31 protein-coding genes and 1 tRNA gene are annotated in these 23,874 nt (G+C 56.9%); 9 read left to right on the top strand and 23 right to left on the bottom strand.

Annotated elements, in window-relative coordinates:
* Positions 1–12: 12 nt before the first annotated feature.
* The 5 genes from pheS to thrS form a co-directional block, all read right to left on the bottom strand.
* Positions 13–1,029: a phenylalanine--tRNA ligase subunit alpha gene (gene pheS, locus PFAS1_RS21655; RefSeq protein ID WP_007905876.1), complete on the bottom strand. Its 1,017-nt coding sequence runs from the start codon at positions 1,027–1,029 to the stop codon at positions 13–15.
* 109 nt (positions 1,030–1,138) lie between these two features.
* Positions 1,139–1,495 (bottom strand): 50S ribosomal protein L20, encoded by a 357-nt coding sequence (rplT, locus tag PFAS1_RS21650; RefSeq protein ID WP_007905879.1) that lies wholly within the window; start codon positions 1,493–1,495, stop codon positions 1,139–1,141.
* A 27-nt stretch (positions 1,496–1,522) separates the two neighbouring features.
* Positions 1,523–1,717 (bottom strand): 50S ribosomal protein L35, encoded by a 195-nt coding sequence (gene rpmI, locus PFAS1_RS21645; RefSeq protein WP_008145659.1) that lies wholly within the window; start codon positions 1,715–1,717, stop codon positions 1,523–1,525.
* A 60-nt stretch (positions 1,718–1,777) separates the two neighbouring features.
* Positions 1,778–2,329 carry a translation initiation factor IF-3 gene (gene infC, locus PFAS1_RS21640; protein WP_169857083.1) on the bottom strand — a complete coding sequence of 184 codons (552 nt, stop codon included), beginning with the start codon at positions 2,327–2,329 and terminating at the stop codon, positions 1,778–1,780.
* The gene (thrS, locus tag PFAS1_RS21635) at positions 2,329–4,251 is read right to left on the bottom strand and encodes a threonine--tRNA ligase (RefSeq protein ID WP_008145656.1); all 1,923 of its coding nucleotides are present in this window, start codon (positions 4,249–4,251) and stop codon (positions 2,329–2,331) included. Before thrS ends, infC begins: the two co-directional genes overlap by 1 nt.
* Positions 4,252–4,625: 374 nt before the next feature.
* Between thrS and PFAS1_RS21630 the strand changes: the two genes are divergently transcribed.
* Together PFAS1_RS21630 and PFAS1_RS21625 are read left to right on the top strand one after the other, a co-directional pair.
* Positions 4,626–4,928: a hypothetical protein gene (locus PFAS1_RS21630; protein WP_074875316.1), complete on the top strand. Its 303-nt coding sequence runs from the start codon at positions 4,626–4,628 to the stop codon at positions 4,926–4,928.
* A gap of 291 nt (positions 4,929–5,219) precedes the next feature.
* Entirely contained in the window at positions 5,220–5,432 is a 213-nt protein-coding gene (locus PFAS1_RS21625; protein WP_003179963.1) for a cold-shock protein, read from the top strand.
* Positions 5,433–5,504: 72 nt separating this feature from the next.
* Here PFAS1_RS21625 and PFAS1_RS21620 read toward each other — a convergent pair whose 3' ends face one another.
* Both PFAS1_RS21620 and PFAS1_RS21615 read right to left on the bottom strand, forming a co-directional pair.
* Positions 5,505–5,825, bottom strand: a complete 321-nt coding sequence (locus PFAS1_RS21620; RefSeq protein WP_074875314.1) for an I78 family peptidase inhibitor — start codon at positions 5,823–5,825, stop codon at positions 5,505–5,507.
* A 165-nt stretch (positions 5,826–5,990) separates the two neighbouring features.
* Positions 5,991–6,296 carry a hypothetical protein gene (locus PFAS1_RS21615; protein ID WP_076030451.1) on the bottom strand — a complete coding sequence of 102 codons (306 nt, stop codon included), beginning with the start codon at positions 6,294–6,296 and terminating at the stop codon, positions 5,991–5,993.
* Between the two features lie 132 nt (positions 6,297–6,428).
* On the opposite strand from PFAS1_RS21615, the gene PFAS1_RS21610 reads away from it, so the two are divergent.
* On the top strand, positions 6,429–6,635 hold the full coding sequence (locus tag PFAS1_RS21610) for a hypothetical protein (RefSeq protein ID WP_076030450.1): 207 nt from the start codon (positions 6,429–6,431) through the stop codon (positions 6,633–6,635).
* Positions 6,636–6,673: 38 nt separating this feature from the next.
* Here the strand turns inward: PFAS1_RS21610 and PFAS1_RS21605 are convergent, their stop codons facing one another.
* The 8 genes from PFAS1_RS21605 to PFAS1_RS21570 form a co-directional block, all read right to left on the bottom strand.
* Positions 6,674–7,702 (bottom strand): nucleoside hydrolase, encoded by a 1,029-nt coding sequence (locus tag PFAS1_RS21605; protein WP_076030449.1) that lies wholly within the window; start codon positions 7,700–7,702, stop codon positions 6,674–6,676.
* A 43-nt stretch (positions 7,703–7,745) separates the two neighbouring features.
* A complete protein-coding gene (gene rbsD / locus PFAS1_RS21600; RefSeq protein ID WP_076030448.1) occupies positions 7,746–8,150 on the bottom strand; it encodes a D-ribose pyranase in 405 nt (134 codons plus the stop codon).
* Complete coding sequence (rbsK, locus tag PFAS1_RS21595; protein ID WP_076030447.1) at positions 8,147–9,064, bottom strand: ribokinase; 918 nt, start codon at positions 9,062–9,064, stop codon at positions 8,147–8,149. Before rbsK ends, rbsD begins: the two co-directional genes overlap by 4 nt.
* A gap of 57 nt (positions 9,065–9,121) precedes the next feature.
* Positions 9,122–10,141: a LacI family DNA-binding transcriptional regulator gene (locus PFAS1_RS21590; RefSeq protein WP_076030446.1), complete on the bottom strand. Its 1,020-nt coding sequence runs from the start codon at positions 10,139–10,141 to the stop codon at positions 9,122–9,124.
* Between the two features lie 3 nt (positions 10,142–10,144).
* Positions 10,145–11,122: an ABC transporter permease gene (locus PFAS1_RS21585; RefSeq protein WP_008145645.1), complete on the bottom strand. Its 978-nt coding sequence runs from the start codon at positions 11,120–11,122 to the stop codon at positions 10,145–10,147.
* Positions 11,119–12,672 carry a sugar ABC transporter ATP-binding protein gene (locus PFAS1_RS21580; protein ID WP_076030445.1) on the bottom strand — a complete coding sequence of 518 codons (1,554 nt, stop codon included), beginning with the start codon at positions 12,670–12,672 and terminating at the stop codon, positions 11,119–11,121. The genes PFAS1_RS21585 and PFAS1_RS21580 overlap by 4 nt, the downstream gene beginning before the upstream one ends.
* Positions 12,673–12,728: 56 nt before the next feature.
* Positions 12,729–13,685, bottom strand: coding sequence for a sugar ABC transporter substrate-binding protein (locus PFAS1_RS21575; RefSeq protein WP_076030444.1), 957 nt, complete (start codon positions 13,683–13,685; stop codon positions 12,729–12,731).
* Between the two features lie 195 nt (positions 13,686–13,880).
* Positions 13,881–14,342 carry a hypothetical protein gene (locus tag PFAS1_RS21570; protein ID WP_076030443.1) on the bottom strand — a complete coding sequence of 154 codons (462 nt, stop codon included), beginning with the start codon at positions 14,340–14,342 and terminating at the stop codon, positions 13,881–13,883.
* 349 nt (positions 14,343–14,691) lie between these two features.
* Here PFAS1_RS21570 and PFAS1_RS21565 point away from each other — a divergent pair, with 349 nt between their 5' ends.
* The 3 genes from PFAS1_RS21565 (at position 14,692) to PFAS1_RS21555 (ending at position 16,935) form a co-directional block, all read left to right on the top strand.
* Positions 14,692–15,780, top strand: coding sequence for an asparaginase (locus tag PFAS1_RS21565; RefSeq protein ID WP_046047713.1), 1,089 nt, complete (start codon positions 14,692–14,694; stop codon positions 15,778–15,780).
* A gap of 170 nt (positions 15,781–15,950) precedes the next feature.
* A complete protein-coding gene (locus PFAS1_RS21560) occupies positions 15,951–16,241 on the top strand; it encodes a DUF1654 domain-containing protein (protein ID WP_076030442.1) in 291 nt (96 codons plus the stop codon).
* A 4-nt stretch (positions 16,242–16,245) separates the two neighbouring features.
* Positions 16,246–16,935 carry an endonuclease gene (locus tag PFAS1_RS21555; RefSeq protein ID WP_076030441.1) on the top strand — a complete coding sequence of 230 codons (690 nt, stop codon included), beginning with the start codon at positions 16,246–16,248 and terminating at the stop codon, positions 16,933–16,935.
* Positions 16,936–17,195: 260 nt separating this feature from the next.
* On the opposite strand, the gene PFAS1_RS21545 is transcribed toward PFAS1_RS21555, so the two are convergent.
* Entirely contained in the window at positions 17,196–17,561 is a 366-nt protein-coding gene (locus tag PFAS1_RS21545) for an SPOR domain-containing protein (protein ID WP_076030440.1), read from the bottom strand.
* Positions 17,562–17,811: 250 nt separating this feature from the next.
* Between PFAS1_RS21545 and csrA the strand changes: the two genes are divergently transcribed.
* A complete protein-coding gene (gene csrA / locus PFAS1_RS21540) occupies positions 17,812–18,006 on the top strand; it encodes a carbon storage regulator CsrA (protein WP_007938114.1) in 195 nt (64 codons plus the stop codon).
* 180 nt (positions 18,007–18,186) lie between these two features.
* Here csrA and PFAS1_RS21535 read toward each other — a convergent pair whose 3' ends face one another.
* A complete protein-coding gene (locus PFAS1_RS21535) occupies positions 18,187–18,642 on the bottom strand; it encodes a DUF2214 family protein (RefSeq protein WP_076030439.1) in 456 nt (151 codons plus the stop codon).
* Between the two features lie 172 nt (positions 18,643–18,814).
* Here PFAS1_RS21535 and PFAS1_RS21530 point away from each other — a divergent pair, with 172 nt between their 5' ends.
* Positions 18,815–19,027: a hypothetical protein gene (locus tag PFAS1_RS21530; protein ID WP_074875284.1), complete on the top strand. Its 213-nt coding sequence runs from the start codon at positions 18,815–18,817 to the stop codon at positions 19,025–19,027.
* 264 nt (positions 19,028–19,291) lie between these two features.
* Here PFAS1_RS21530 and PFAS1_RS21525 read toward each other — a convergent pair whose 3' ends face one another.
* The 3 genes from PFAS1_RS21525 to PFAS1_RS21515 form a co-directional block, all read right to left on the bottom strand.
* Positions 19,292–19,486, bottom strand: coding sequence for a hypothetical protein (locus PFAS1_RS21525; RefSeq protein ID WP_074875283.1), 195 nt, complete (start codon positions 19,484–19,486; stop codon positions 19,292–19,294).
* Positions 19,487–19,611: 125 nt separating this feature from the next.
* Positions 19,612–19,854 carry a hypothetical protein gene (locus tag PFAS1_RS30445; RefSeq protein ID WP_076030438.1) on the bottom strand — a complete coding sequence of 81 codons (243 nt, stop codon included), beginning with the start codon at positions 19,852–19,854 and terminating at the stop codon, positions 19,612–19,614.
* 219 nt (positions 19,855–20,073) lie between these two features.
* Positions 20,074–20,150, bottom strand: a tRNA-Val gene (locus tag PFAS1_RS21515).
* A gap of 183 nt (positions 20,151–20,333) precedes the next feature.
* Here PFAS1_RS21515 and PFAS1_RS21510 point away from each other — a divergent pair.
* A complete protein-coding gene (locus PFAS1_RS21510; RefSeq protein WP_076030437.1) occupies positions 20,334–21,617 on the top strand; it encodes an NAD(P)/FAD-dependent oxidoreductase in 1,284 nt (427 codons plus the stop codon).
* Between the two features lie 47 nt (positions 21,618–21,664).
* On the opposite strand, the gene PFAS1_RS21505 is transcribed toward PFAS1_RS21510, so the two are convergent.
* From PFAS1_RS21505 to PFAS1_RS21495, 3 genes are read right to left on the bottom strand one after another with little or no spacing between them, the layout of a single operon-like run.
* Positions 21,665–22,303, bottom strand: a complete 639-nt coding sequence (locus tag PFAS1_RS21505) for an RraA family protein (protein WP_083671755.1) — start codon at positions 22,301–22,303, stop codon at positions 21,665–21,667.
* Positions 22,300–23,082 carry an IucA/IucC family C-terminal-domain containing protein gene (locus PFAS1_RS21500; protein ID WP_076030435.1) on the bottom strand — a complete coding sequence of 261 codons (783 nt, stop codon included), beginning with the start codon at positions 23,080–23,082 and terminating at the stop codon, positions 22,300–22,302. Before PFAS1_RS21500 ends, PFAS1_RS21505 begins: the two co-directional genes overlap by 4 nt.
* Entirely contained in the window at positions 23,079–23,870 is a 792-nt protein-coding gene (locus PFAS1_RS21495) for an ABC transporter ATP-binding protein (RefSeq protein ID WP_074875273.1), read from the bottom strand. The genes PFAS1_RS21500 and PFAS1_RS21495 overlap by 4 nt, the downstream gene beginning before the upstream one ends.
* Positions 23,871–23,874: the final 4 nt, after the last annotated feature.

Genomic DNA, 23,874 nt, shown 5'->3' with positions numbered 1-23,874 from the left:
AATTCGTTACGACTAGCGAAATTGCGCGAGGAACCGCAAGTCGTTGTCGAAGAACAGACGCAAGTCGTTCACGCCGTAACGCAGCATGGCCAGACGCTCAACACCCATGCCGAAGGCAAAGCCCGAGAACTCTTCCGGGTCGATTCCGGACATGCGCAGCACATTTGGGTGAACCATGCCGCAGCCCATGACTTCCAGCCAGCCAGTCTGCTTGCAGACACGGCAGCCTTTACCGCTGCACATCACGCATTCCATGTCGACTTCGGCGGATGGCTCTGTGAACGGGAAGTACGAAGGGCGGAAACGCACGGCCAGTTCTTTTTCAAAGAACACGCGCAGGAACTCTTCGATGGTGCCTTTCAAGTCAGCGAAGTTGATATCACGGTCGACCAGCAGGCCTTCGACCTGGTGGAACATCGGGGAGTGGGTGATATCGGAGTCGCTGCGGTACACACGGCCTGGACAGACGATGCGGATCGGCGGCTGTTTCGATTCCATGGTGCGGACCTGTACCGGCGAGGTGTGGGTGCGCAGCAACATGTTGGCATTGAAATAGAAGGTGTCATGCATCGACCGGGCCGGGTGATGGCCTGGGATGTTGAGTGCTTCGAAGTTGTGATAGTCGTCTTCGACCTCAGGGCCTTCGGCAATGCCGTAGCCGATATGGGTGAAGAACTGCTCGATTCGTTCCAGAGTGCGTGTGACCGGATGCAGACCACCCGAGGTCTGGCCACGACCAGGCAGGGTCACGTCAATGGACTCGGCGGACAGTTTGGCGGCCAGGTCGGCCTCTTCAAACAGTGCCTTGCGCGCATTGAGAACCTCTGTGACACGCTCCTTGGCGACGTTGATCAGCGCACCGACTTGCGGACGCTCTTCTGCCGGCAAATTCCCCAGGGTCTTCATCACCTGAGTCAATTCACCCTTTTTGCCAAGGTAGTGAACCCGGATTTGCTCCAGGGCATTGATATCTTCAGCGCTTTGCACAGCCTCTAGTGCTTGAGAGACGAGCGCATCCAGGTTTTCCATGTACAGACTCCAGATACAAAATAGGGGAAGAGCTTGAAGGCTCTTCCCCTATTTATGACGTTTAACACCTGACCCCACAGAGATGAGGCCGGGTGACTGTCGGGGGTACTTAAGCCAAGGTGGCTTTAGCTTTCTCGACAATCGCAGCAAACGCCGCTTTTTCGTTCACTGCCAGATCAGCCAGAACCTTACGGTCGATCTCGATGGACGCTTTTTTCAGGCCGGCAATGAAACGGCTGTAGGACAGACCGTTGATACGTGCACCAGCGTTGATACGAGCGATCCACAGAGCGCGGAACTGACGTTTTTTCTGACGACGGTCACGGTAGGCGTATTGGCCTGCCTTGATTACCGCTTGCTTGGCAACACGGAATACGCGCGAGCGAGCACCGTAGTAGCCTTTAGCAAGTTTCAGAATTTTTTTGTGACGTTTACGGGCAATGACGCCACGCTTTACACGAGCCATGAGTTACTTCCTCTATTCTTGACTAAATTAACGAAGGCGCAGCATGCGCTCGACTTTTGCCACGTCACACGGTGCCAGCAAGCTGCTACCGCGCAGTTGACGCTTACGCTTGGTCGACATTTTAGTCAGGATGTGGCTCTTGAAAGCGTGCTTGTGCTTGATACCGTTAGCAGTTTTCAGAAACCGCTTAGCAGCACCACTTTTAGTTTTCATTTTTGGCATGTTCGGATACTCCGCATTCAGTTGATAAACATAATCAGAAGGCCTGCCGTGCCCTATTGATTACTTCTTCTTTTTCGGGGCGATGACCATGATCAGTTGGCGTCCTTCCATCTTAGGATGCTGTTCGACCGAACCGTACTCGAGCAAGTCACCTTCAACTCGCTTGAGGAGTTCCATCCCCAGCTCCTGGTGGGCCATCTCACGGCCGCGGAATCGCAAGGATACCTTGGCCCTGTCCCCATCACTCAGGAAACGTACCAGGTTGCGCAGTTTTACCTGGTAATCCCCTTCCTCCGTCCCTGGACGAAACTTGATTTCTTTAACCTGAATCTGCTTCTGGTTTTTCTTGGCCGCGGCAATCTGCTTCTTCTTTTCGAAGATCGATTTGCCGTAGTCCATCAGTTTGCAAACAGGGGGTACTGCATCGGCGGAAATTTCCACCAGATCCAGTTTGGCCTCTTCAGCCTTAAGAAGCGCGTCTTCAATTGACACAATCCCAAGCTGTTCACCTTCAGCCCCAATTAACCGAACCTCGCGTGCCGAGATATTCTCGTTGATCGGGGCCTTCGGTGCAGCTCGTTTATCTTGTCTCATTTCACGCTTAATAGTAATTACTCCGAATCTGGGCGACCACGCCGGGAAACCGCTTGAGCGAGGAACTCGGCGAACTGGGCGACGGGCATCGAGCCCAGGTCAGCACCTTCACGAGTACGCACAGCGACAGTCTGCATCTCGACTTCCCGATCTCCGATAACCAAGAGATAAGGAACCTTGAGCAAAGTATGCTCGCGGATTTTAAAGCCGATCTTTTCATTTCTCAAGTCAGACTTGGCACGAAATCCGCTTTCGTTGAGAGTTTTTTCAACCTCAGCGGCGAAATCAGCCTGTTTATCAGTGATATTCATGATCACTGCCTGGGTCGGAGCCAGCCACGCAGGGAATGCACCCTCGTAGTGCTCGATCAGGATTCCGACGAAACGTTCGAAGGAGCCAAGGATCGCCCGGTGCAACATAACCGGGTGCTTGCGACTGTTGTCTTCAGAGACGTATTCGGCTCCCAGACGGACAGGCAGGTTAAAATCGAGCTGAAGGGTACCACACTGCCAGACGCGACCGAGGCAATCTTTCAGCGAAAATTCGATCTTCGGACCGTAGAACGCACCCTCGCCCGGCTGCAGATCGTACGGCAGGCCAGCACTATCAAGGGCTGCAGCCAGGGCCGCTTCGGCGCGATCCCACAATTCGTCGGAACCGACGCGTTTTTCCGGACGAGTGGACAGCTTCATCTCGACGTCTTTGAAGCCGAAGTCGGCATAGACGTCCATGGTCAGTTTGATGAACGCAGCGGATTCAGCCTGCATCTGCTCTTCAGTGCAGAAGATGTGGGCGTCGTCCTGAGTGAACGCGCGCACACGCATGATGCCGTGCAGTGCACCCGATGGCTCATTACGATGGCAAGCACCGAATTCCGCCAAGCGCATTGGCAACTCACGGTAGCTTTTCAGGCCCTGGTTGAACACTTGCACGTGGCAAGGGCAGTTCATCGGCTTGATGGCGTAGTCGCGGTTTTCCGACTGCGTGGTGAACATGTTGTCGGCGTAGTTGGCCCAGTGCCCGGACTTCTCCCACAGGCTGCGATCAACGACCTGCGGAGTTTTGATCTCCAGGTAACCGTTGTCGCGCTGAACCTTGCGCATGTATTGCTCGAGCACCTGGTACAGAGTCCAGCCGTTCGGGTGCCAGAACACCATGCCCGGCGACTCTTCCTGGGTGTGAAACAGGCCCAGACGCTTGCCGATCTTGCGGTGATCGCGCTTCTCGGCTTCTTCGATGCGCTGGATGTAAGCCGCCAGCTGCTTTTTGTCTGCCCACGCCGTGCCGTAAACGCGCTGCAATTGCTCGTTCTTGGCATCGCCACGCCAGTAAGCGCCGGACAACTTGGTCAGCTTGAAGGATTTCAGGAAGCGCGTGTTCGGCACGTGCGGGCCGCGGCACATGTCGACGTATTCTTCGTGATAGTACAGGCCCATGGCCTGTTCGTTCGGCATGTCTTCGACCAGGCGCAGTTTGTAGTCTTCGCCACGGGCCTTGAATACTTCGATCACTTCGGCACGCGGAGTGACTTTCTTGATCACGTCGTAATCTTTTTCGATCAGCTGCTGCATGCGCTGTTCGATGGCGGCCAGGTCGTCCGGAGTGAAAGGACGTTCGAAGGCGATGTCGTAATAGAAGCCTTCGTCAATGACCGGACCGATGACCATCTTGGCCGTCGGGTACAACTGCTTGACCGCATGGCCAACCAGGTGGGCGCAAGAGTGGCGAATGATCTCCAGCCCCTCTTCATCCTTTGGCGTAATGATTTGCAGCGTAGCGTCGCTGCCGATGATGTCGCTGGCGTCGACCAGCTTGCCATCGACCTTGCCGGCCACGGTGGCTTTGGCTAGGCCTGCACCAATGGATGCGGCGACCTCGGCTACGGATACCGGGTGATCGAATGAACGTTGACTGCCGTCGGGAAGAGTAATAGTTGGCATGGCGCCTCCTCTCCTAGTGGTGACCCCTACCAAAGGTCACGTGGGTTGGGATGAGCCAGTACAAGATCCGATCCAGGCCATTCAATGACGAACGCCTGCCTTACAGCGGCAGGAGCCTTGCGGCCAACCGGAAAACCGAACCAGAGTGACTGGGATTCAAATCAGGGTTATTCGCACATTTGCCGCTACCGGGAATGAAGGCCATCCGGAGCCTGCAAACGCCCGAGCCAGGCATGCTAGCACAGATGAACGGTCGTCGATGCACCGAGGCTTTGTCTAGGGGCAAATCGGGTAATTTTATGCCAGAGTGCTGAACTAGAACCCTGTTTTACCCCTCAGATAACAAGACATTGACCCACAAGGAGCATCCCAGCATGCATCTGAAACGTTTATTCGCAGTAGTCGCCCCTATCGTTTTGCTGCTGCCACTGGCCGCCCATGCCGATTGGCCGAAGGGCGAACGCGAGAAATACATGGCTCAGTGCACAGAAGCAGCTACGCCACAGATCGGAGCTGCAGCAGCGAAGTCTCACTGCGCTTGCGGCGCCGACGCCATCAAATCGTACCCTGCCAAAGACATCCAATCCCTGATGGACAACACCGCCAGTGATGCCCTGAAACAAAAAGCATTGACCCAAATCTCGTCGTGTAAAGCCGAAAACAAAGCGAAAAAATAAGCCCGACAGAGCGCTTTTTTCGCCTGCAACGACTGTAAAAAGCCTCTGAAAACCGATTTTTCGTACAATTTATGCAGGTTTTACAGGTTTTTTTATCGTCTTTACTTTCGGCTGAAAGCCTTGTAAAACGGGGCTTTCAGCTACATCAAGCAGCAAACGGAACGCGACTGCTGGGCAAACAGCACGTCCGGGGGCTCCCAAAGCGAACATTTCGACTATGATACCCCGGTGTGCCCAGTTGGCCTGAGCAGCACAGCACTACTGAAAATATATGTTTCTTGGAGATACACCATGTCTAATCGCCAAACCGGCACCGTTAAATGGTTCAACGATGAAAAAGGCTTCGGCTTCATCACTCCTCAAGGTGGCGGTGACGACCTGTTCGTACACTTCAAAGCTATCGAAAGCGACGGTTTCAAAAGCCTGAAAGAAGGCCAAACCGTTTCCTTCGTGGCTGAGAAAGGCCAAAAGGGTATGCAAGCTGCACAAGTTCGCCCAGAGTAAGTTTCTGGCGCACTAAAAAAACCCCGTCCATGTGACGGGGTTTTTTATGGGCGAAACAAAAGCCCGAAATGATCAGCCACAGTTGACTCGGGTCACAACCCGGCTGGCATCGGTGTTCAGGTTAAGACGATCGGAGCGGTACTCCAGGGTCACCATGTCGGTGGGCAAGAGGAACCGTGCATTTTGCGCACCTGCGCGAGTGCGTGCCTGCTCCAGCAGTTCAGGCGAAGCCTTTTTGCCAATGGTGAATTCGGCAGCCTTTGCCTCACAACGGCTGTGGCCCGTGTCAGTCGTGGTGACAGGGTCTGTTGTCGACTCGGTGGAGGTAGTGCTGCAACCGGCCAGCATGGCAACGGCGAACAAAGTACCCAATGACGCGAGCTTCCAAGGCATGAAGCCTCCTTTTTCAATAGTTAAGCTGAGATCGTGCGACCGCCAATCTGGCGTTTTGTTTCACGGAGAGTACTAGCACCCTGCCCTCTATTGGGACACGCGGCGAGTTTGCCTGAGCATTGCCCTGCCGTTTACCACTCAATCGTGACTGAATATGAACAGCGCTCAATAGACGTCAATGTAGTCAAACGGCGGAATCGGCCAGTTCTCTTTCAGCGCGTTGAAAATCTGCATGACCCATACCTCGTCACTGGCCGCGACCAATCCTACATAACCGGAACCCTTTGCCCACGTCTCCAGACGAAACAACAGCCCGCCGATATCAGCACCGCCCACAACGCCTGACGAAATGTAGGCGATGCCGCCCTTGGTGACTCGTAATTGAGTGTGCTCATCGTCGCTGGCAGAGGCCAGCAGCTGACGCACCGCCTCAAGGGTCAAGCCGTCAGGAGTGTTCAAATCGATCTGCACAGCACAGTCCTTGAAAAATCGTCAAAGACCAAGTGTCGCATAGCCCTTCCCTCATGCCTAAGTCGGAGTGTCAAAAGCCGTCCAAAATGGTTTACTCGACACTCAGACTTTCCCGACTTCACGAGCGCCATCATGACCACCGTAAGCATCGACGCCAACATCAAAGCCAAGTGGCCCCAGGGCCACAGCTCTTACAGCCCGGGCAGCCCGGAAGAGTTGGCGATCATTGGTATCGATCTATTGGTCAAGGAACTGGGAACCCAAGCCGCCCAGATATTCATCGCACAGGTATTCGAGAAGTACCCTGCCGACTTTATTGGCCTGATAGATAGCGAGTGACGGTAAAACCCGCAGGCTGGCACCTGCGGGTCTATGGCTTACTTCAGACGAGCCAGACGCTCGGTCAGCAGGTCAAAGAAGCCCTGGGCGTCGCCACTTTCTACCCAGAAAGCGTTTTTCGGGGATTTCAGGCCGTCATACCAGTCAACGATGGTTTGGCCGAACGTCGGGCCTTCGCGACTATCTACCACCACATTGACCGAGCGACCGGTGAACAACTCAGGCTTGAGCAAGTAAGCGATGACCGTCGCGTCATGCACCGGGCCACCCGGAATGCCGTAGTGCTCCATGTCGCCTTTGACGTATTCATTGAGAATATCGCCCACCAGCTTGCTGGCATTGTTGTTGATGGCCGCGATCTGCTTAAGACGCGCGTCACTGGTGAGGATCTTGTGGGTCACATCCAGCGGCAGGTAGGTCAGCTTCACTCCGCTTTTCAGCACCACTTCCGCAGCCTGCGGGTCGGCGAACAGGTTGAACTCAGCCACCGGAGTAATGTTGCCACCATTGAAGTGCGCCCCGCCCATGATCACCACTTCCTTGATGCCCTGAACAATCTCAGGCTCCTGGATCAGCGCCAGAGCCAGGTTGGTCTGCGGACCGAGCATGGCGATAGTGATGCTGTGGGGCTTGGCGGCTTTCAAGGTGTCGATCAGGTAGTTGACCGCATTGCCTTGGGCCAGGCCTTTTTTCGGCTCATGTACGGTGATCCCCGAAAGTCCTTCCTTGCCATGGATATTTTCGGCATAGATCGGCGTGCGCATCAGCGGCTTCGGAGCGCCCGCGTAGACCGGCACCTCCTCGCGCCCCGCCCACTCGCGGGCCAGTCGCGCATTACGCGAAGTCTTGTCCAGACGCACATTGCCGGCGACGGTGGTCAGCGCACGAATGTTCAGCTCTTGCGGCGATGCCAGCGCAAACAGCAAGGCAACCACGTCATCGGCACCCGGGTCGGTGTCGATGATCAAATCGATCTTTTCCGCCGCTTGGGCGCTTGTTGCGGTAATCAGTGACAAAAGCAGCAAACTCCGGAGCAGGTGGTGCAGTTTCTGAGCATAGCGGTACATGGCGCACTCCTTGTGCGTGGGACAACAGAAAGACAACAGCGAGTTAGAACGTAACCCCTGCCACCAGCACGATGTTGCAGTACGGCTGACATTCGCCCGTACGAACAATCGCCCGTGCCTGTCGGCTGAGGACTTTGAACTGGTCATGACTGAGCAACTCACGCCGACCCAGCGCACCTTCGGCATTCAGCTCATCGAGCGTCGCCAATGCCGAAGGCTTTTTGTCCAGAATCTCCTGGGCCAATACATGGCTCTCGACCTGCATTTCGCTGAGCACAACCTTCAACGTACTGACGAAGTCCGGGATACCGTGGGTCAGGGCCAGGTCGATCAGCTCAACGCCTGGCGGCACCGGTAGACCCGCGTCGCCAATCACTACTATGTCGCCATGGCCCAGGGAGGCGATCAGCCGCGATAACGCGACGTTGAGCAAAGGTGTCTTTTTCATGGTGCGTTAAAGGCCTGTACGTCGGACAAAGTGGGAATCGAGGGTTGCGCGCCAGCACGGGTCACCGACAGCGCCGCGGCGACCTGGCCGAAACGGATCGCGTCGGCTTCGCTTTTGCCGGCCGCCAGCGCGGCGGCGAAACCACCGACGAAGGTGTCGCCAGCCGCCGTGGTATCGACAGCTTTCACCTTCGGCGCAGGGAAGTGCTCGAAGCCTTTGCCGTTGGCAAACAGCGAACCTTGAGCACCGAGGGTGATGATGACCTTACCGGCGCCCAACGAGATCAGCCGGGATGCAGCGGTTTCGGCAGATGCCAGGGAATCCACTGGCACACCACTCAGTGCCGCGGCCTCGCTTTCGTTGGGAATCAGGTAATCGATGGACGCGTACCAGTCCGCCGGCAGCGGACGGCTGGCCGGTGCCGGATTGAGGATCACGGTCTTGCCCAACTCACGGCCGCGCTTGAGCGCATGACCGACCGTGGCATCCGGGACTTCCAGCTGGCAGATGATCACGTCCGCCGCCTGCAACACGGCGTCGAAACGATCAATTACCTCTGCAGTCAACGCACCGTTGGCACCGGCAACGATCACGATTGCGTTCTGGCTGTTGTCATCGACCACGATCAACGCTACGCCACTGGAATCGTCGACGGTGCTGACCGCTTGGCAATCGATCTGCTCAGCCAACAGCGCCCCGCGCAATTGTTCGCCGTAGGCATCGCTGCCCACGCAACCAACCATCGACACCTGCGCCCCCAGCCTCGCCGCGGCAACTGCTTGATTCGCGCCCTTGCCACCGGAAACCGTGGCAAACGACTCGCCGATCAGCGTTTCACCGCCACGGGGCAGCCGCGGCGCCCGGGTGACCAGGTCCATGTTCAGGCTGCCTATAACCACTACTTTTGCTGGCATACGTCACTACTCATCAATTCTGTTTCAGCGGTGCTTTTGATTTAGCGGCTTTCTATTTCAACGGAACTGGGCGAACACGCCGGCCAGCGGTGCTGTCGACTCCCGCAGGACAATACTGGGCGTCACGATCCGTTGATCGGTGGCCATGTCCGGCGTGGCGATTCTTCTTAAAAGCACTTCGGCCGCCATCTCGCCGAGTTGCAGGATCGACTGCCCCACGGTGGTCAGCGCCGGGTACACATAACGGCTCATCTGAATATCGTCGAAGCCGATCACCGACAGTTCCGTCGGAACGCGAATATTGCGCTCGGCAGCCGCTCGCAGCACACCAATACCGATCATGTCGTTACCGGCAAAGATTGCACTGGGCGGGTTGTTTTCCAGCAGGATCGCGGCGGCGTTGTAACCGCCAGTACTGGTGAAGTCGCTTTCCAGCATGCGCTCGCGGGCTACTTCGACACCTGCCTCTTTCAGGGCACGGCAATAACCGGCCAGACGCATCTGCGCCACACTGGTACTCGCCGGGCCACCAATGGTTGCGATGTCCCGGTGCCCCAATTCCAGAAGGTGGCGGGTTGCCAGATAGGCGCCATATTCGTGATCGATCCGCACCATGTCGGCATTCACACCTTCCAGTCCACGGTCGACGATCACCATCGGCGTGCGCACGCCTGCCAGGCCCTCCGCCAGCCCCGCGTCACCGCCAGCCGAAGCGACAATCAGCCCGTCGATGCGCTTTTCCAGCAGCACGCGCAGGTAGCTGCGTTGCTTGTCCGGGTTGTCATCGGAGTTACAGAGAATTACGCAGTAGCCATTACGCTCGCAGTAATCCTCGATGCCGCGCGCCAGTTCGGCGAAGTACGGGTTGAGGCTGTTGGGCACCAGCAGTCCGATGGTCGCCGTGGTTTTGGCCTTGAGGGACCGGGCCACGGCGCTGGGCACGTAGTCGAGGGTTTTGATCGCGGCCTCAACCTTGACCCGCACCTCTTCGCTCACCGGCCGGGTCTTGTTCACCACGTGGGAAACCGTGGTGTAGGAAATCCCCGCGAGCGCTGCCACATCCTTGATTGTTGCCATGACTCAGGTCCGCCGGCTTGCGCGCTGACTGCGATAAGTATCAAGCACCACCGCCACCACGATCACTGCGCCGGTGATGATGCGTTTGGTGGGTTCAGTCGCGCCGATCTGCGCAAGACCGGCCGCTAATACGGAGATGATCAGAACCCCGAAGAACGTACTGATGACCGAACCGCGACCGCCCATCAGGCTGGTACCGCCGATTACGACTGCGGCGATCACTTGCAGCTCCAGCCCGGAGCCGGCATTCGGATCCGCAGCTTCCAGACGGGAAATCTGAAACAGCGCGGCAATACCGGCCAGCAGCCCCATCAGACTGAATACCAGAATCTTGTAGGGCTTCGGATTGATCCCTGCCAGACGCACCGCCTCTTCGTTGGTGCCGATGCCGATCAGGTAGCGGCCGAACACGGTACGCGTCAGCACTGCCTGGGCAATGAAGATGATCAGCAAGGCAATGATGAACGACGGCGAGATGCCGAAGGCGATCGGGTTGGACAACCAGGCGAAGGCGTCGCCGATGTAGGCCGTGCGCGACCCGGTCATCTGATACGCCACACCGCGGGCCATTTCCAGCACGCCGAGTGACACGATGAACGACGGAATCCGCCACGCCACAGTGATCGAACCGGTGATGGTCCCGGCCAGCGCTGCAGCCGCCATTCCGAGCAGCGCCGCAGGCAGCACGCTCCAACCCCAACCGAGAATCGCCACGCTGACCGTTGACGCCGCGAGCGCAAGCACCGAACCCACCGACAGGTCGATGCCGCCGATGATCAACACGAACGTCATGCCGACCGCCAGCACCATCAAGTCCGGAATCTGGTTGGCCAGGGTGCTGAACGTGTCGTAGGACAGGAAATGGCTGCTCAGAACCGAGAACAGCGCAACCATTGCCAGCAAGGCACCGGCCAGTCCCAGATAGGTACCGAGGCCATAAAAGTTGCCACTACGTTTGCCGGCAGTCACTGCAGTATTCATGTGAGATCCCTAGGCGCTGCTTCGTTGAGCAACGCATCACGTTTTTGGTAGCCGGCGAACGCGGCGGCAAGCAAATCATCCTGGGTCCAGCTGTCACGCTCGAAGGTGTCGATCAGACGTCCCGCCGAGAGCACGCCGATGCGGTCGCAGATCAACATCAGCTCACGCAGGTCGCTGGACACCACCACCAGCGCTTTGCCTTGACGGGTCAGCTCACCGAGCAAGGCGTAAATGTCAAACTTGGCGCCGACGTCGATGCCACGCGTGGGCTCGTCGAACAGCATCACCGAGCAATCACGCTCAAGCCACCGGCCGATTACGACTTTCTGCTGGTTGCCGCCGGACAGTTCCGACACCAGTTGCGTCGGGCTGGAACTGCGGATGCGCATGGCGTCGATCTGACGCTGGGCCAGCGCCATCTCGTCACCCTTGTTGACGATGCCAGCGCTGGAAATCACCGGCATATTGCCCAAGGCAATATTCGAGCTGATCGACTGGGTCAGCAGCAGGCCTTCGCCCTTGCGGTCTTCGGTGATCAAGGCGATGCCATGAGCGACCGCGTCAGCCGGCGACCGGATACTGACAACCTGTGCTGGCGAACCGAGTGCAACCGTGCCGCTGTCCGCTTTATCGGCACCGAAGATCAAGCGCAGCAACTCAGTGCGTCCTGCCCCGATCAAGCCGGAAATCCCGTAGATCTCGCCGGCGCGCACCTCGAAGGACACATCGCGAACCTTGTCGGAACGGGTCAGCCCTTTGACCGTCAAGGCTGGAGCGCCGATCTTGCGCGGGCCCATATCGATGTGTTCGCCGAGTTCACGACCGACCATCAGCGTTACCAGTTGCTCGCTGTTGTAATTGGCCATCGGCTCGACGCAAACCAGGTTGCCATCGCGCAGTACCGCAATACGCTGGGCGACCCGCGCCAGTTCTTCGAGACGGTGCGAGATATAGATGATCGACACGCCGCGAGCTTGCAGGCGGGTGATCTGCTCGAACAGCATCTCGACTTCACGGTTGGTCAACATCGCGGTCGGTTCGTCGAGGATCAGCACGTGGCAATCGCCGATCAGATTGCGGGCGATCTCCACCATTTGCTGGTGACCGATGCCCAATTCGCCCACCAGCGTGTCCGGGTCAATCGCGTCGAGGCCGACCTGGGCCATGGCTTCGATCGCTGCCTTGCGCAATTGCTTGCGACTGATCCAGCCGCCATTGCTCGGAAGGTTGTCGAGAAACAGGTTTTCCGCCACCGACAGGGTCGGCAACAGATTGAGCTCTTGCATCACCATGCGGATGCCGAGGTCTTCGGCCTGAGTGCGGCTTGCGGGGCGGTAATCCTGCCCCTGGAATTGCATGTGGCCGGTGGTCGGTATGACCAGCCCGCCGATGATCTTCGACAGCGTGCTTTTCCCGGCGCCGTTTTCGCCGGTCAGCGCCAGCACTTCACCGCGCATCAGCGTCAGGTCAATGCCGGTCAGGACCGGTTGGGCGTAGGTCTTACCGATACCGCTGACCGAGAGGACAGCGTTCGGGGCGGAAACTGACATAAAAACTCTCCATGCGCTCGCCCCGACGGGCGAGCACCGTTGTGTCGCCAGAAGGACTACTTGGTAACCAGCTCTACCGGAGTTTCGATCACGCCATTGGTGCCGCTGTCGACTTTTTCACCTTTGATGATCTTCAGCGCAGTCTCGATGCCGAACACGGCTTGCCTGGCTGCGAACTGGTCAGCGGTGGCCAGGACGCGGCCATCCTTGAGCATTGGCTTGATGGCATTGATGTTGTCGTAACCAACCACTTGCACCTTGCCGGCCTTGCCCGCTGCGCGCACGGCGGATACTGCGCCGACAGCCATGCTGTCGTTGCCGGCCAACAGGGCTTTGACTTGCGGGTATTCGCTGAGGATTGAGGCAGCCACCTTGTTGCCTTTGTCGATTTCCCAGTCACCAGACTGCAAAGAGACGACCTTGATCTGCGCCGCTTCCATCGCATCCTTGAAGCCTGCGGTTCTTTGCTGTGCGTTGGTGGTGGTTGAAACCCCTTCGATGATGCCGACTTCGTCTCCGGCCTTCAGTTGCTTGGCCAGGTACTCGCCCACCAGGCGCGCGCCTTTGCGGTTATCCGGGCCTACGAACGGTACGGTGAGTTTTTTGCTTTTGACTACATCCGGGTCCAGCTGGTTGTCGATGTTGATCACGGTGATACCGGCATCGATGGCTTTCTTGATCACCGGAACCATGGCCTTGGAGTCAGCCGGCGCGATGACCAGCGCATTGACCTTGGCCAGAATCATTTGCTCGACGATGCGTGTCTGGCCTGCCGTGTCGGTTTCGTCTTTGATGCCGTTGGAGATCAGCTCGAATTCGCCGGAGTGTTCTTTCTGATAGGCCTTGGCGCCGTCTTCCATGGTCAGGAAGAATTCATTGGCCAGGGATTTCATGACCAGCGCGACTTTGGGTTTTTCAGGCGTCTCGGCGAAGGCCGAAGAGACGGGTAACGCGACAGATGCGGCAGCCAGCATAGCGACAGCGAGAAGACGTCCAGCGAATGGCAGCTTCATGGGTTCACTCCGATCTTATGATTATTGTGAGCAACGCTTGCGCTGGCGTAGGCTTCATTGCGCCAACAGATGGATAACCACCGCGAGCACCGCGCAAACGTTTGCGAGACCGAACTATGCGAACCCTGCCGACATTTGTCAACGAGCAGAAAGGACCATTTATTTGAACTGGCTGGCAAAAGCCGGGCATTCAAGTCATGCCGTGGTGTTGACCACCGTTCCGGTGCTGGAACCCTTGGCCAGCTCCTTGACCAGGGCCGCGGACACTTCCAGCAACGCACCATTGGTGTCGGCAATCTGTCCTTGAAATGCCATGACCACAGTGGCCTTGGCTTCCGGTGTCGGATAAGACGCCGCCTGCGCTGCGGCTAATTGTTGCTGTTGTTCGCGCAGCTGCTGCTGTAGCTCTTGCATACGTTTGAGCAGGACTTTCACAGCCACACTCTGGTTGCTCTCGTCCGGGGTGTCGGCCTTCGCGTCCGCGCTTTTATCCAACCCCAAAGGGCCAGTCTTGACTTGATTGCCGTCGCCTTCTTTTGTGCCCAGCGTATTATCGGCAGCCTCTGCGGTGGCGTCGTTCAACGCTCGGATCGTAGCGGCGGACTTACCACCAATGGTGACGCCTGCAGCGTTTGAGATACCAATGGATAACGACATGTGAACTCCTGAGTAGAAAGATCCTTTAAAGGAGCATCGACCGAAGCGCGGGTTTCTTTAGCACTGATTCGCAATCTTGCAAGGTGATTTCCTCTACAGAGGTCGTAGTCCTTTTCGGAGAGCCGAACGCAAACGCTCGACGCGTTCGGAAACCCGGACAACAGGTGACGTAATCATTCTGGCGACTCAAATAAATACTGATAAAAATCAGCAAGTTAAAAGTTTTTCTCATTCAAAGTACGACTGGTACAGATCCTGCTCATCTCATTCACCCCAAGCGTTCAGATCCGCTGGGGGCGCATCTAGATGAACCTGCATCAGCACCGTCTCACTACTAGAGAGAAAAATAATGACATCTGCTTTCAAGACCTTCGTTCCGGGCGCTTTGGCCCTCTTGCTGCTCCTGCCTACTGCCCTTCAGGCAAAAGAAGTCGAAACCCAACAGAAACTGGCAAACGTGGTGATCCTGGCCACCGGCGGCACCATTGCCGGCGCGGGCGCCAGCGCCGCCAATAGCGCGACCTATCAAGCGGCAAAAGTCGGCATCGAACAATTGATCGCCGGGGTTCCAGAACTCAGCCAACTGGCTAACGTTCGTGGCGAACAGGTCATGCAGATCGCGTCCGAAAGCATCACCAACGATAACCTGCTGCAACTGGGTCGTCGCGTGGCCGAACTGGCAGACAGCAAGGACGTCGACGGCATCGTCATCACCCACGGCACCGACACCCTGGAAGAAACCGCCTACTTCCTGAACCTGGTGGAAAAAACCGACAAGCCAATCATCGTTGTCGGCTCCATGCGCCCGGGCACCGCCATGTCGGCCGATGGCATGCTGAACCTGTACAACGCAGTGGCCGTGGCCAGCAGCAAAGAGGCTCGCGGCAAAGGCGTACTGGTGACCATGAACGATGAAATCCAGTCGGGTCGCGACGTCAGCAAAATGATCAACATCAAGACCGAGGCGTTCAAAAGTGCCTGGGGCCCACTGGGCATGGTGGTCGAAGGCAAATCCTACTGGTTCCGTTTGCCGGCCAAGCGTCACACCATGGACTCGGAGTTCGACATCAAAACCATCAAGAGCCTGCCTGATGTCGAAATCGCCTATTCCTACGGCAACGTCAGCGATACCGCTTACAAAGCGTTGGCTCAGTCTGGCGCCAAAGCCATCATTCACGCCGGCACCGGCAATGGTTCTGTCTCGTCCCGTGTAGTCCCGTCGCTGCAAGCCCTGCGCAAGGACGGTGTGCAAATCATTCGCTCGTCCCACGTCAACGCCGGCGGTTTCGTACTGCGTAACGCTGAACAGCCAGACGACAAGTACGACTGGGTTGTAGCGCACGACCTGAACCCGCAAAAGGCTCGCATCCTGGCCATGGTCGCACTGACCAAGACCAACGACAGCAAAGAGCTGCAGCGGATGTTCTGGGAATACTGATTGGCCATCGCCCGACCGGCTCCGGTCGGGCACCGCTTTCACCACTCGTCAACCCAGGCGAGTGGCTTACAAGCCCTCCCGATATTTCGATAAAGATTTTCCCTTCGTCCTACACCAAACGGAAAAAATTGCTGTCAGAGGATTTTCTTGAATTTTAAGCAGTTGCGAAAATGCTTACAGTTAAATACTGTATGCACGTACAGCTTAATAAGGATAATTCCGTGGCCACCACCTCTGCCTCTCCTGACGCCTATGAACGCATGGGTATGCGCGTTCAAAAAATCATCAACTCCCCCACCGCCCAAAAAGCCAAAGCAGCCTTGATCTTCCGTCTGCCGGACGAACCCGTGGATGAGTGGGAACAATTGCTCGAAGAAATCGACGAGAACGACAACGTCACCCTTGCCTATCGCGACGATGGCGGTGTGCAGATTTTTTGGGTTGTGCCGAAGGAAGATTGAGTCAATGAGTGTCCGCTGGTTTGCTTTGCTGTTTCTGTTCATCACCGTCGGCGCCCAGGCTGGCGCCCCGCGCACTTTCAACGAAGCCAAGAAAGTGGCCTGGAAGCTCTACGCACCGCAATCCACAGAGTTCTATTGCGGATGCAAATACACCGGCAACAAGGTCAACCTCGCAGCCTGCGGTTATGTACCGCGTAAAAACGCCAAGCGCGCTTCCCGCATCGAATGGGAGCACATTGTTCCGGCCTGGCAGATTGGCCATCAGCGTCAGTGCTGGCAAGAAGGCGGACGCAAGAACTGCACGCGTTACGATCCGGCCTATCAGAAAGCCGAAGCCGACCTGCACAACCTGGTGCCGAGCATTGGTGAAGTGAATGGCGATCGCAGCAACTTCAGTTTCGGCTGGTTGCCGGTGCAGTCGGGCCAATATGGCTCGTGCCTGACCCAGGTCGACTTCAAGGCGAAGAAGGTCATGCCCCGCCCGTCCATACGCGGCATGATCGCCCGGACGTATTTCTACATGAGCAAGCAATATGGTTTGCGCCTGTCGAAACAGGATCGACAGCTCTACGAAGCCTGGAATAAAACCTATCCAGTAGAGGCCTGGGAACGACAGCGTAACCAAAGCGTGGGGTGCGTCATGGGACGCGGCAACGAGTTTGTCGGCCCCGTCGATATGAAAGCCTGCGGTTAAGCGCTCGCTGAAAACACAAAAGGCCTCGGGTTTGATATCCGAGGCCTTTGTTCGTTTCTAACCGCCCGCTTTGTGGTAGCGCCAGTAGCCCATCAGGCTGAGTGACTTCCTGGCAATGCCGTATTCCTTGATCAGATTTGCGCAGGCTCATCACTGAAACCATCTCCACGGCGATCCAGCCGTAGAAGCCATCACGGGCAGATTCGGCCGTTTCCCAGAGCGTCACGCATCAAATGAGGACTGCGCCTGGAAAAGGATTGCTACTGGGCTACGGGATGGTCGACGACCAGCAATTCGATGTTCTGTTTCTTCGCCCGGGTGAGCGCCGCGCGCACTTCTGTCTGTTTGGCCTCGGCCTCGGCTCTCGAACTGAATGGCCCGAGCAGAATCCGGGTCTTTCCATTTTCCTTGACGATATTGGAAACGAAACTGTGCTCAATCAGCCAGCCGCTCAAATCGCTGACCGCCTGAGGTGTTTCGCCTCGAACTTCCAGATCCCATTGCGGCCCGGACACCACCGAAGGTGCAGTCGCGGCTGCCGGTTGCGGCTTTTGCGCGTCAACACTCTTGCCCTCACCGCATCCCGCCAGCGCCAATACCGCAATTACCAAGACCATTTTGCGCACAACGCGTCCCTCAGAATGCTTAAAGCGGCGATTTTAGCATCCATGAATACTTCCCGAGTGCCGCAAAATGGGCTTAAAACAACGAGAATGATGGTTGCGGCCTCTGTATAGTTACGCCTTGGGAATTAATGCAGCATCTGCGCGTCAGAAAGAGGCACCCAAACCATGAGACTTCGCACTAATCTATAGATACCACCGACCTCTGCACTGTCCGAATCAGGTGCCCTACAAAGCAATCAAGGAGAAGACCATGCTGATACTCACCCGCAAAGTCGGTGAAAGCATAAATATTGGTGATGACATTACGATCACCATTCTGGGCGTTAGCGGCCAGCAAGTCAGAATTGGCATCAATGCCCCGAAAGACGTTGCGGTTCATCGCGAAGAAATCTATCAGCGCATTCAGGCTGGCCTCACTGCTCCAGACAAACCGCAGACTCCCTGAATCCTGTTGCAGTCAGTAGCCAGCCCGTTCGTTACAGCGCAATGGCTGGCTAAAGATTCATGCTCGGCATTTTGCTGGGCACTCGCCTCCTCCCCCCATTACGTGAAGCCGATGCTACCGGCTTCGGCCACGCCGTGACTGTCATATTATTCGCTTTAACCCCGACGAATCCCGCCGTTCTTAGCCGAAGGTCACACCGCGCGCCATGCCGGTGGCTGCAATCACCATCAACATCAACAACAGCCCTTCGACATGACTGATGCGTGCAAACAGCCTGGCTCGGCCCTGGTCAATCGAAGCGCCCTTGCCCAAGGCGATCCGCCACTTGATCAAGGTGATCATGGGTACCACTTCAAGCAGCAGAATGATCACGAACAGCGTCATCTTCAAATGGAACAATGGCTGATGAAGGTAATAGTCGGTGCCTTTTTCGTACCCGCCGAAGACACGCATCAAACCTGTGATCAGCAAAATACCCGCACAGATGCCCCATACGTTATCGGCAACCAGCACGTTGCGAACCGGCGCCGTACCGACGGCCAGGCGGCTTAACGCCGTCCCTCGGGTGAGCACCGCCCAAAGGCCCAAGGCAACAGCCAAGAGGTGGATCGCCGCAAGAAACCAGTGAAACAGCATAGGTATGCTCCAGACAGGGACAAGGAAACGGGCTTGTCAGTAGTAGTCCAGAATCTGGAAATCTGCCCGCAGGCCGTGACATGACTGGCGAAGAGCCAGCTATCTCCCTATCATGCCGCCCACTGGCCCTTGCGTAAGGAGCCAGAGGATAAACATTCAAAAGGGAATAGACGTGAAAGAGTTCGTAATTGGCGTAAACAACGTTGTTCTGTACGTCGCACTGGCCGTTATCTGGATCGTCGCAGTGGTCATGATCTTCGTTCAGGGCTTCTGGTCCGGGGCAGGCGTCTTCATTACCGGCACCCTGACGTGGTGCATCATCTCCGGCTTCTGGTTTGTACAGTCGGCGACTTATGAAGAGCTGAAGAAGTTGAACGCCAAGTAAGATTGGTTTTAGTTGGTAGGGCCTACCAAGCAGGTCCGACGGTGTTGAGATGAACCACGCCAGTAGTGATTCATGCTCTTCATGCAACATTTGTAACGAGGGGGCTATCCCCTCGTTACAGTGCCGGGCGACTGCCCAGGCTTGTGGTTATCCAGTACGCGATTGACCGCCAACTCACCCCTCATGATTACCTGTTTCAGCACTCCAGCATCGTCTTGCACGAGATCCTGATGTGAAGAGCCCAGCGCGATGGCTGGGCTCTGGTTATTTTCTGTTTTCCATCATCTTGTCGGCGAGAGCTTTGGCCCTTTCAATCAACAGGTTCTGCCTGTCTTCATGCGTAGCGCCTCCTACAACCGGTGCCGTCAAATTGCTTTCCGCAATCAACGCAGCGCAGAAGTATTGATCCCAAACAGCTCTGTCCTCAGATACCTGCTTGTTCATTTGGTCGGCGATCATATGCGGCTCCTTTTGATGAGGTAGCACCGCTATCTTACGCCTGAATCACTGGCAATCCGTGCCGCTGAAGCTGATCGGCAAACCGGGCGGTCATTGACCGGTCCGAGGGCCGATGGCCAGCGCCTTCAGTCGTCTCTATCGTCACGATCACGATCACGATTGCGGTCATACCCATGATCATGGTCACGACGATCATATCGGCGGTCATACCCGCGATCATCGTCATATCCGCGGTCGTATCCACGACGGTAATCATGATCTCGATCACGATCTCGACCGTACCTTTCTCCGTCGTCCCAGTGAGGCCCACAGCCTCCCAGCAGGAGAGAACCTGAAATAACCATGAACATTATTACTGCACGCTTCATTTGAACGCCCTGAATGCAAAGTCAGCGATATGACCGTGAGACCGCTGAATGATTCACAGGGTAGATACAACAAGCCAAATCCAAAGCCTGCCTGGCGGTGGGCGTTGAGTTGGCGTTTTGAGGTGGGAGTTTTGCAAAAGTTTTGCAAATCGCAGACAACAAAAAAGGGCCCACCTTTCGGTGAGCCCTTCTAGACCGCCCAGCAGAGCGGATTTTGTTTGGTAGGCGCGATTGGACTCGAACCAACGACCCCCACCATGTCAAGGTGGTGCTCTAACCAACTGAGCTACGTGCCTGCTGTGAGGCGGCATTCTACGGAATTTCGAAGGGGTGTCAACACCTTTTTTCGAGCTAACCCTATGAATATGCAAAATATTTAATTTTGCGGCTGCAAAGAAGATTTTGCGGTGGCTGGCGGCCGATTTTTATCTCGGGTAGGATCATACAACTCGTAAAATATATTAAACAGAGGCTGCAGGATGGCGAACACCCCCTACCCGGAATCCTATTACGCCGCATCGGCCAATGCGGTTCCGCCGCGCCCGGCGTTGCAGGATGACGTAGAGACTGACGTCTGTGTGATCGGTGCCGGTTACACCGGTCTGTCCTCCGCCCTGTTTCTGCTGGAAAACGGTTTTCGGGTCACGGTGCTTGAAGCGGCGAAGGTAGGTTTTGGTGCGTCTGGGCGTAACGGTGGTCAGATCGTTAACAGTTATAGCCGCGACATCGATGTCATCGAGCGCAGTGTCGGTCCCAAGCAGGCTCAGTTGCTGGGGCAGATGGCGTTCGAAGGTGGGCGGATCATTCGTGAGCGGGTTGCCAAATATAATATCCAGTGCGACTTGAAGGACGGTGGCTTATTCGCCGCCATTACCGCCAAGCAGATGGGCCATCTGGAATCCCAGAAGCGCCTTTGGGAGCGCTTCGGTCATACGCAGCTTGAACTGATGGATCAGCGTCGCATCCGTGAAGTGGTCGCGTGCGATCAATACATCGGCGGCATGCTCGACATGAGCGGCGGGCATATTCATCCGCTGAACCTGGTGTTGGGCGAAGCGGCAGCTGTGGAGTCGCTGGGCGGCACCATTTATGAGCAATCGCCGGCGGTGCGTATCGAGCGCGGCGCGAATCCGGTAGTGCATACACCTCAGGGCAAGGTCAGGGCCAAGTTCATCATCGTTGCGGGCAACGCGTATCTCGGTAATCTGGTGCCGGAACTGGCCGCCAAATCGATGCCCTGCGGGACTCAGGTGATCACCACTGAGCCCTTGGGCGAAGCGTTGGCCAAGAGCCTGTTGCCGCAGGATTACTGCGTCGAGGACTGCAACTACCTGCTCGACTATTACCGTTTGACCGCAGACAAGCGCTTGGTCTTCGGCGGCGGCGTGGTATATGGCGCGCGGGATCCGGCGAATATCGAGGCGATCATTCGACCGAAGATGCTCAAGGCCTTCCCTCAGCTCAAGGACGTGAAGATTGATTACGCCTGGACCGGCAATTTCCTGCTGACTTTGTCGCGACTTCCTCAAGTCGGACGCCTGGGCGACAACATCTACTATTCCCAGGGTTGCAGCGGCCATGGCGTGACGTATACGCACCTGGCAGGCAAGGTCCTGGCCGAAGCGTTGCGTGGTCAGGCCGAGCGTTTCGACGCGTTTGCCGACCTGCCCCACTACCCGTTCCCCGGTGGACAACTGCTGCGCACACCATTCGCTGCGTTAGGCGCCTGGTATTACGGATTGCGCGACAAACTCGGCTTCTGACTGACCGGCGCAAAAAAGGGGCAACTGCACAGTTGCCCCTTTTCATTTCAGCTCGGGAAGTCAGCCCTTCGCTGATTGAGCCTCTGCAAGAATTCGGCCCTGCGCTGCTGGTCCATTTGCTCTTTGGCCAGGAGCTCGGGAAGCAGCTCGACCGCACGCCGGGCCTCAAGGATGTAGACACCGTCATCATCACCAACGGCCAGATCCCCAGGCTGTACCTGAACCCCGCCCACATTGATCGACTGATTGACTTCCCCATGAGCGCCAATGCCGCGAGTCGTGTACGAACTGACGTCCCGGCAAAAGATCGGCAACCCATGGCGGCGCAATGCACTGACATCCGTGACCGCACCCGACACCACCACCCCGGCCAACCCTTTGATCAATCCGGCCAGGGTGCGCAGTTCGCCCCAACAGCCACACTCCTCGTCGCCCACACACTCGATCACCAGCACGTCGCCCGGCTCACTCAGCAACAGCACTTCACGCAAAATGCTGCCATCCGGCGGGAAGACTTTGACGGTGACGACAGTGCCGACCATACGGATGTCGTTGAACAGCGGCTTGATCCCGCGCAGGAAGCCCCGATCGGAAAAGTGGCCGATGGTCGACGAAGGGATCGACTGGTAGGCGTTGAGCAACTCCGGGGTAACGAGCTGCTGGCGAGGGTTGATCTGATAACTCATCGGCATTTCCCCGGACGCAGCAGTGGGCAGGTCGAACAATATTCAGCGGGCTCAGTAGCCAGGTAGTAGAAGCAGCAGGTTCGTCGAAAGCGAATGCTGCGCTGCCCCTCGTCGACGAGTGTCGGCGGTCGGCGGAAATGGCTCAGCGGGTTGTAATCGAGGCCGAATAACGCAGGCTCTGCCTGGGTCAGCAACCACCTGAAGTCGGCTTCATAGCGCTCGCGCACCGACGGCTCGTCGATTTTCGCCATGCGTTTTTCATACAACGAATACACGCGTACGGCGGTGTTTTCCCACAAGATGCGCCGTGAAACACCACTCACCCGGTTGAAGGTTTGCCACAGCGGCTTCAGCAGCCCGGCAAACAGTGACTGCACCACGGTTTCCCGCCAGGCTTCGCGCTCCCCTGCCCCGTACGTCAACGGAAGGGAATGAGCCAGCGGCATAGAAGACGTCCACAGCCCGTCATCGTGGCCGTATTCGACCACCGTGTTGTCCAGCGTCAGCAGCAGCCCTTTGTCGTACACCGACATGGCGTACAAACAGGCGCCGGTGGCCAGGAACGACAGGCGTTTGCCCAGCAGCGAGGCGGTGATTTTCCGCGACGGTGAGCCAATGACCGGGCTCAATGCGTCCAGCAAACGCTCGCACACCTCTTCCTGCAACAGGTCACGAGCCATCAGCGATCGTAATGGGTCACGTTCGGCGCAGTCCTTCAACCGCAAGCCACCGCCCAGCACGTTCCATTCGTGTGCGGTGAAGTGGTGAGCCAGATTCATTGCGGCAATTCCCGACCAAACGGAATGCACATCGGCGTACCAAAGAACGGGTCAGGAATAATCCTGCAGTTGAGGTCGAACACGGTTTTGACCAGCGCTTGGGTCAAGACGTCCTCAGGCCGGCCCTGGGCAAATGCCGTACGCTCATGCACCGCGACCATATGATCGGCATAACGACAGGCCAGATTGAGGTCGTGAAGCACCATGATGATGGTTTTGTTCTCGAGCCGGTTGAGGTCGCGCAGCAGGTCCAGCACTTCAATCTGATGAGCCAGGTCGAGGAAGGTCGTCGGCTCGTCCAGCAGCACGATGCCGGTGTCCTGGGCCAGGGTCATGGCGATCCACGCACGCTGGCGCTGCCCGCCGGACAAGGCATCCACCGGCCGATCCGCCAGCGCTTGCAGACTGGTCTGCGTCAGCGCGCGATTGACCATGGTTTCATCCTCGGCCGACCACTGTTGCATCCAGCTCTGATAAGGGTATCGACCCAGAGCCACGAGCTGGCGAACGGTGATGCCCTCGGGCGCCATTGGTGTCTGAGGCAGGATAGCCAACTCGCGCGCCACCGCCGCCGTGGATTTTTGCTGGATATCCACACCGTTGAGAATCACCGAGCCTTGCTGCGGTTTCAGCAGTCGTGCGAAGGATTTGAGCAAGGTACTTTTGCCGCAGCCGTTACTGCCAATAAGTACCGAGATCTTGCCCTTGGGCAGTTGCATGTCCAGCGCGTCAATAATCACCTGGCGCTGATAACTCAGGGTCAGGCCGCGACTTGCAATCGACGTCATACGT

The sequence above is a fragment of the Pseudomonas frederiksbergensis genome (assembly GCF_001952935.1).
Classification (GTDB): Bacteria; Pseudomonadota; Gammaproteobacteria; order Pseudomonadales; family Pseudomonadaceae; genus Aquipseudomonas; species Aquipseudomonas frederiksbergensis.
Note: the sequence above shows the minus strand (reverse complement) of the source record. Positions and strands in the feature narration are given on the sequence as shown.

Coding starts and splice junctions, on each gene's coding strand:
- pheS (WP_007905876.1), bottom strand. CDS start 1,029: ATGGAAAACCTGGATGCGCTCGTCTCTCAAGCACTAGAGGCTGTGCAA.
- rplT (WP_007905879.1), bottom strand. CDS start 1,495: ATGGCTCGTGTAAAGCGTGGCGTCATTGCCCGTAAACGTCACAAAAAA.
- rpmI (WP_008145659.1), bottom strand. CDS start 1,717: ATGCCAAAAATGAAAACTAAAAGTGGTGCTGCTAAGCGGTTTCTGAAA.
- thrS (WP_008145656.1), bottom strand. CDS start 4,251: ATGCCAACTATTACTCTTCCCGACGGCAGTCAACGTTCATTCGATCAC.
- PFAS1_RS21630 (WP_074875316.1), top strand. CDS start 4,626: ATGCATCTGAAACGTTTATTCGCAGTAGTCGCCCCTATCGTTTTGCTG.
- PFAS1_RS21625 (WP_003179963.1), top strand. CDS start 5,220: ATGTCTAATCGCCAAACCGGCACCGTTAAATGGTTCAACGATGAAAAA.
- PFAS1_RS21620 (WP_074875314.1), bottom strand. CDS start 5,825: ATGCCTTGGAAGCTCGCGTCATTGGGTACTTTGTTCGCCGTTGCCATG.
- PFAS1_RS21610 (WP_076030450.1), top strand. CDS start 6,429: ATGACCACCGTAAGCATCGACGCCAACATCAAAGCCAAGTGGCCCCAG.
- PFAS1_RS21605 (WP_076030449.1), bottom strand. CDS start 7,702: ATGTACCGCTATGCTCAGAAACTGCACCACCTGCTCCGGAGTTTGCTG.
- rbsD (WP_076030448.1), bottom strand. CDS start 8,150: ATGAAAAAGACACCTTTGCTCAACGTCGCGTTATCGCGGCTGATCGCC.
- rbsK (WP_076030447.1), bottom strand. CDS start 9,064: ATGCCAGCAAAAGTAGTGGTTATAGGCAGCCTGAACATGGACCTGGTC.
- PFAS1_RS21590 (WP_076030446.1), bottom strand. CDS start 10,141: ATGGCAACAATCAAGGATGTGGCAGCGCTCGCGGGGATTTCCTACACC.
- PFAS1_RS21585 (WP_008145645.1), bottom strand. CDS start 11,122: ATGAATACTGCAGTGACTGCCGGCAAACGTAGTGGCAACTTTTATGGC.
- PFAS1_RS21580 (WP_076030445.1), bottom strand. CDS start 12,672: ATGTCAGTTTCCGCCCCGAACGCTGTCCTCTCGGTCAGCGGTATCGGT.
- PFAS1_RS21575 (WP_076030444.1), bottom strand. CDS start 13,685: ATGAAGCTGCCATTCGCTGGACGTCTTCTCGCTGTCGCTATGCTGGCT.
- PFAS1_RS21570 (WP_076030443.1), bottom strand. CDS start 14,342: ATGTCGTTATCCATTGGTATCTCAAACGCTGCAGGCGTCACCATTGGT.
- PFAS1_RS21565 (WP_046047713.1), top strand. CDS start 14,692: ATGACATCTGCTTTCAAGACCTTCGTTCCGGGCGCTTTGGCCCTCTTG.
- PFAS1_RS21560 (WP_076030442.1), top strand. CDS start 15,951: ATGCTTACAGTTAAATACTGTATGCACGTACAGCTTAATAAGGATAAT.
- PFAS1_RS21555 (WP_076030441.1), top strand. CDS start 16,246: ATGAGTGTCCGCTGGTTTGCTTTGCTGTTTCTGTTCATCACCGTCGGC.
- csrA (WP_007938114.1), top strand. CDS start 17,812: ATGCTGATACTCACCCGCAAAGTCGGTGAAAGCATAAATATTGGTGAT.
- PFAS1_RS21535 (WP_076030439.1), bottom strand. CDS start 18,642: ATGCTGTTTCACTGGTTTCTTGCGGCGATCCACCTCTTGGCTGTTGCC.
- PFAS1_RS21525 (WP_074875283.1), bottom strand. CDS start 19,486: ATGATCGCCGACCAAATGAACAAGCAGGTATCTGAGGACAGAGCTGTT.
- PFAS1_RS30445 (WP_076030438.1), bottom strand. CDS start 19,854: ATGAAGCGTGCAGTAATAATGTTCATGGTTATTTCAGGTTCTCTCCTG.
- PFAS1_RS21510 (WP_076030437.1), top strand. CDS start 20,334: ATGGCGAACACCCCCTACCCGGAATCCTATTACGCCGCATCGGCCAAT.
- PFAS1_RS21505 (WP_083671755.1), bottom strand. CDS start 22,303: ATGAGTTATCAGATCAACCCTCGCCAGCAGCTCGTTACCCCGGAGTTG.
- PFAS1_RS21500 (WP_076030435.1), bottom strand. CDS start 23,082: ATGAATCTGGCTCACCACTTCACCGCACACGAATGGAACGTGCTGGGC.
- PFAS1_RS21495 (WP_074875273.1), bottom strand. CDS start 23,870: ATGACGTCGATTGCAAGTCGCGGCCTGACCCTGAGTTATCAGCGCCAG.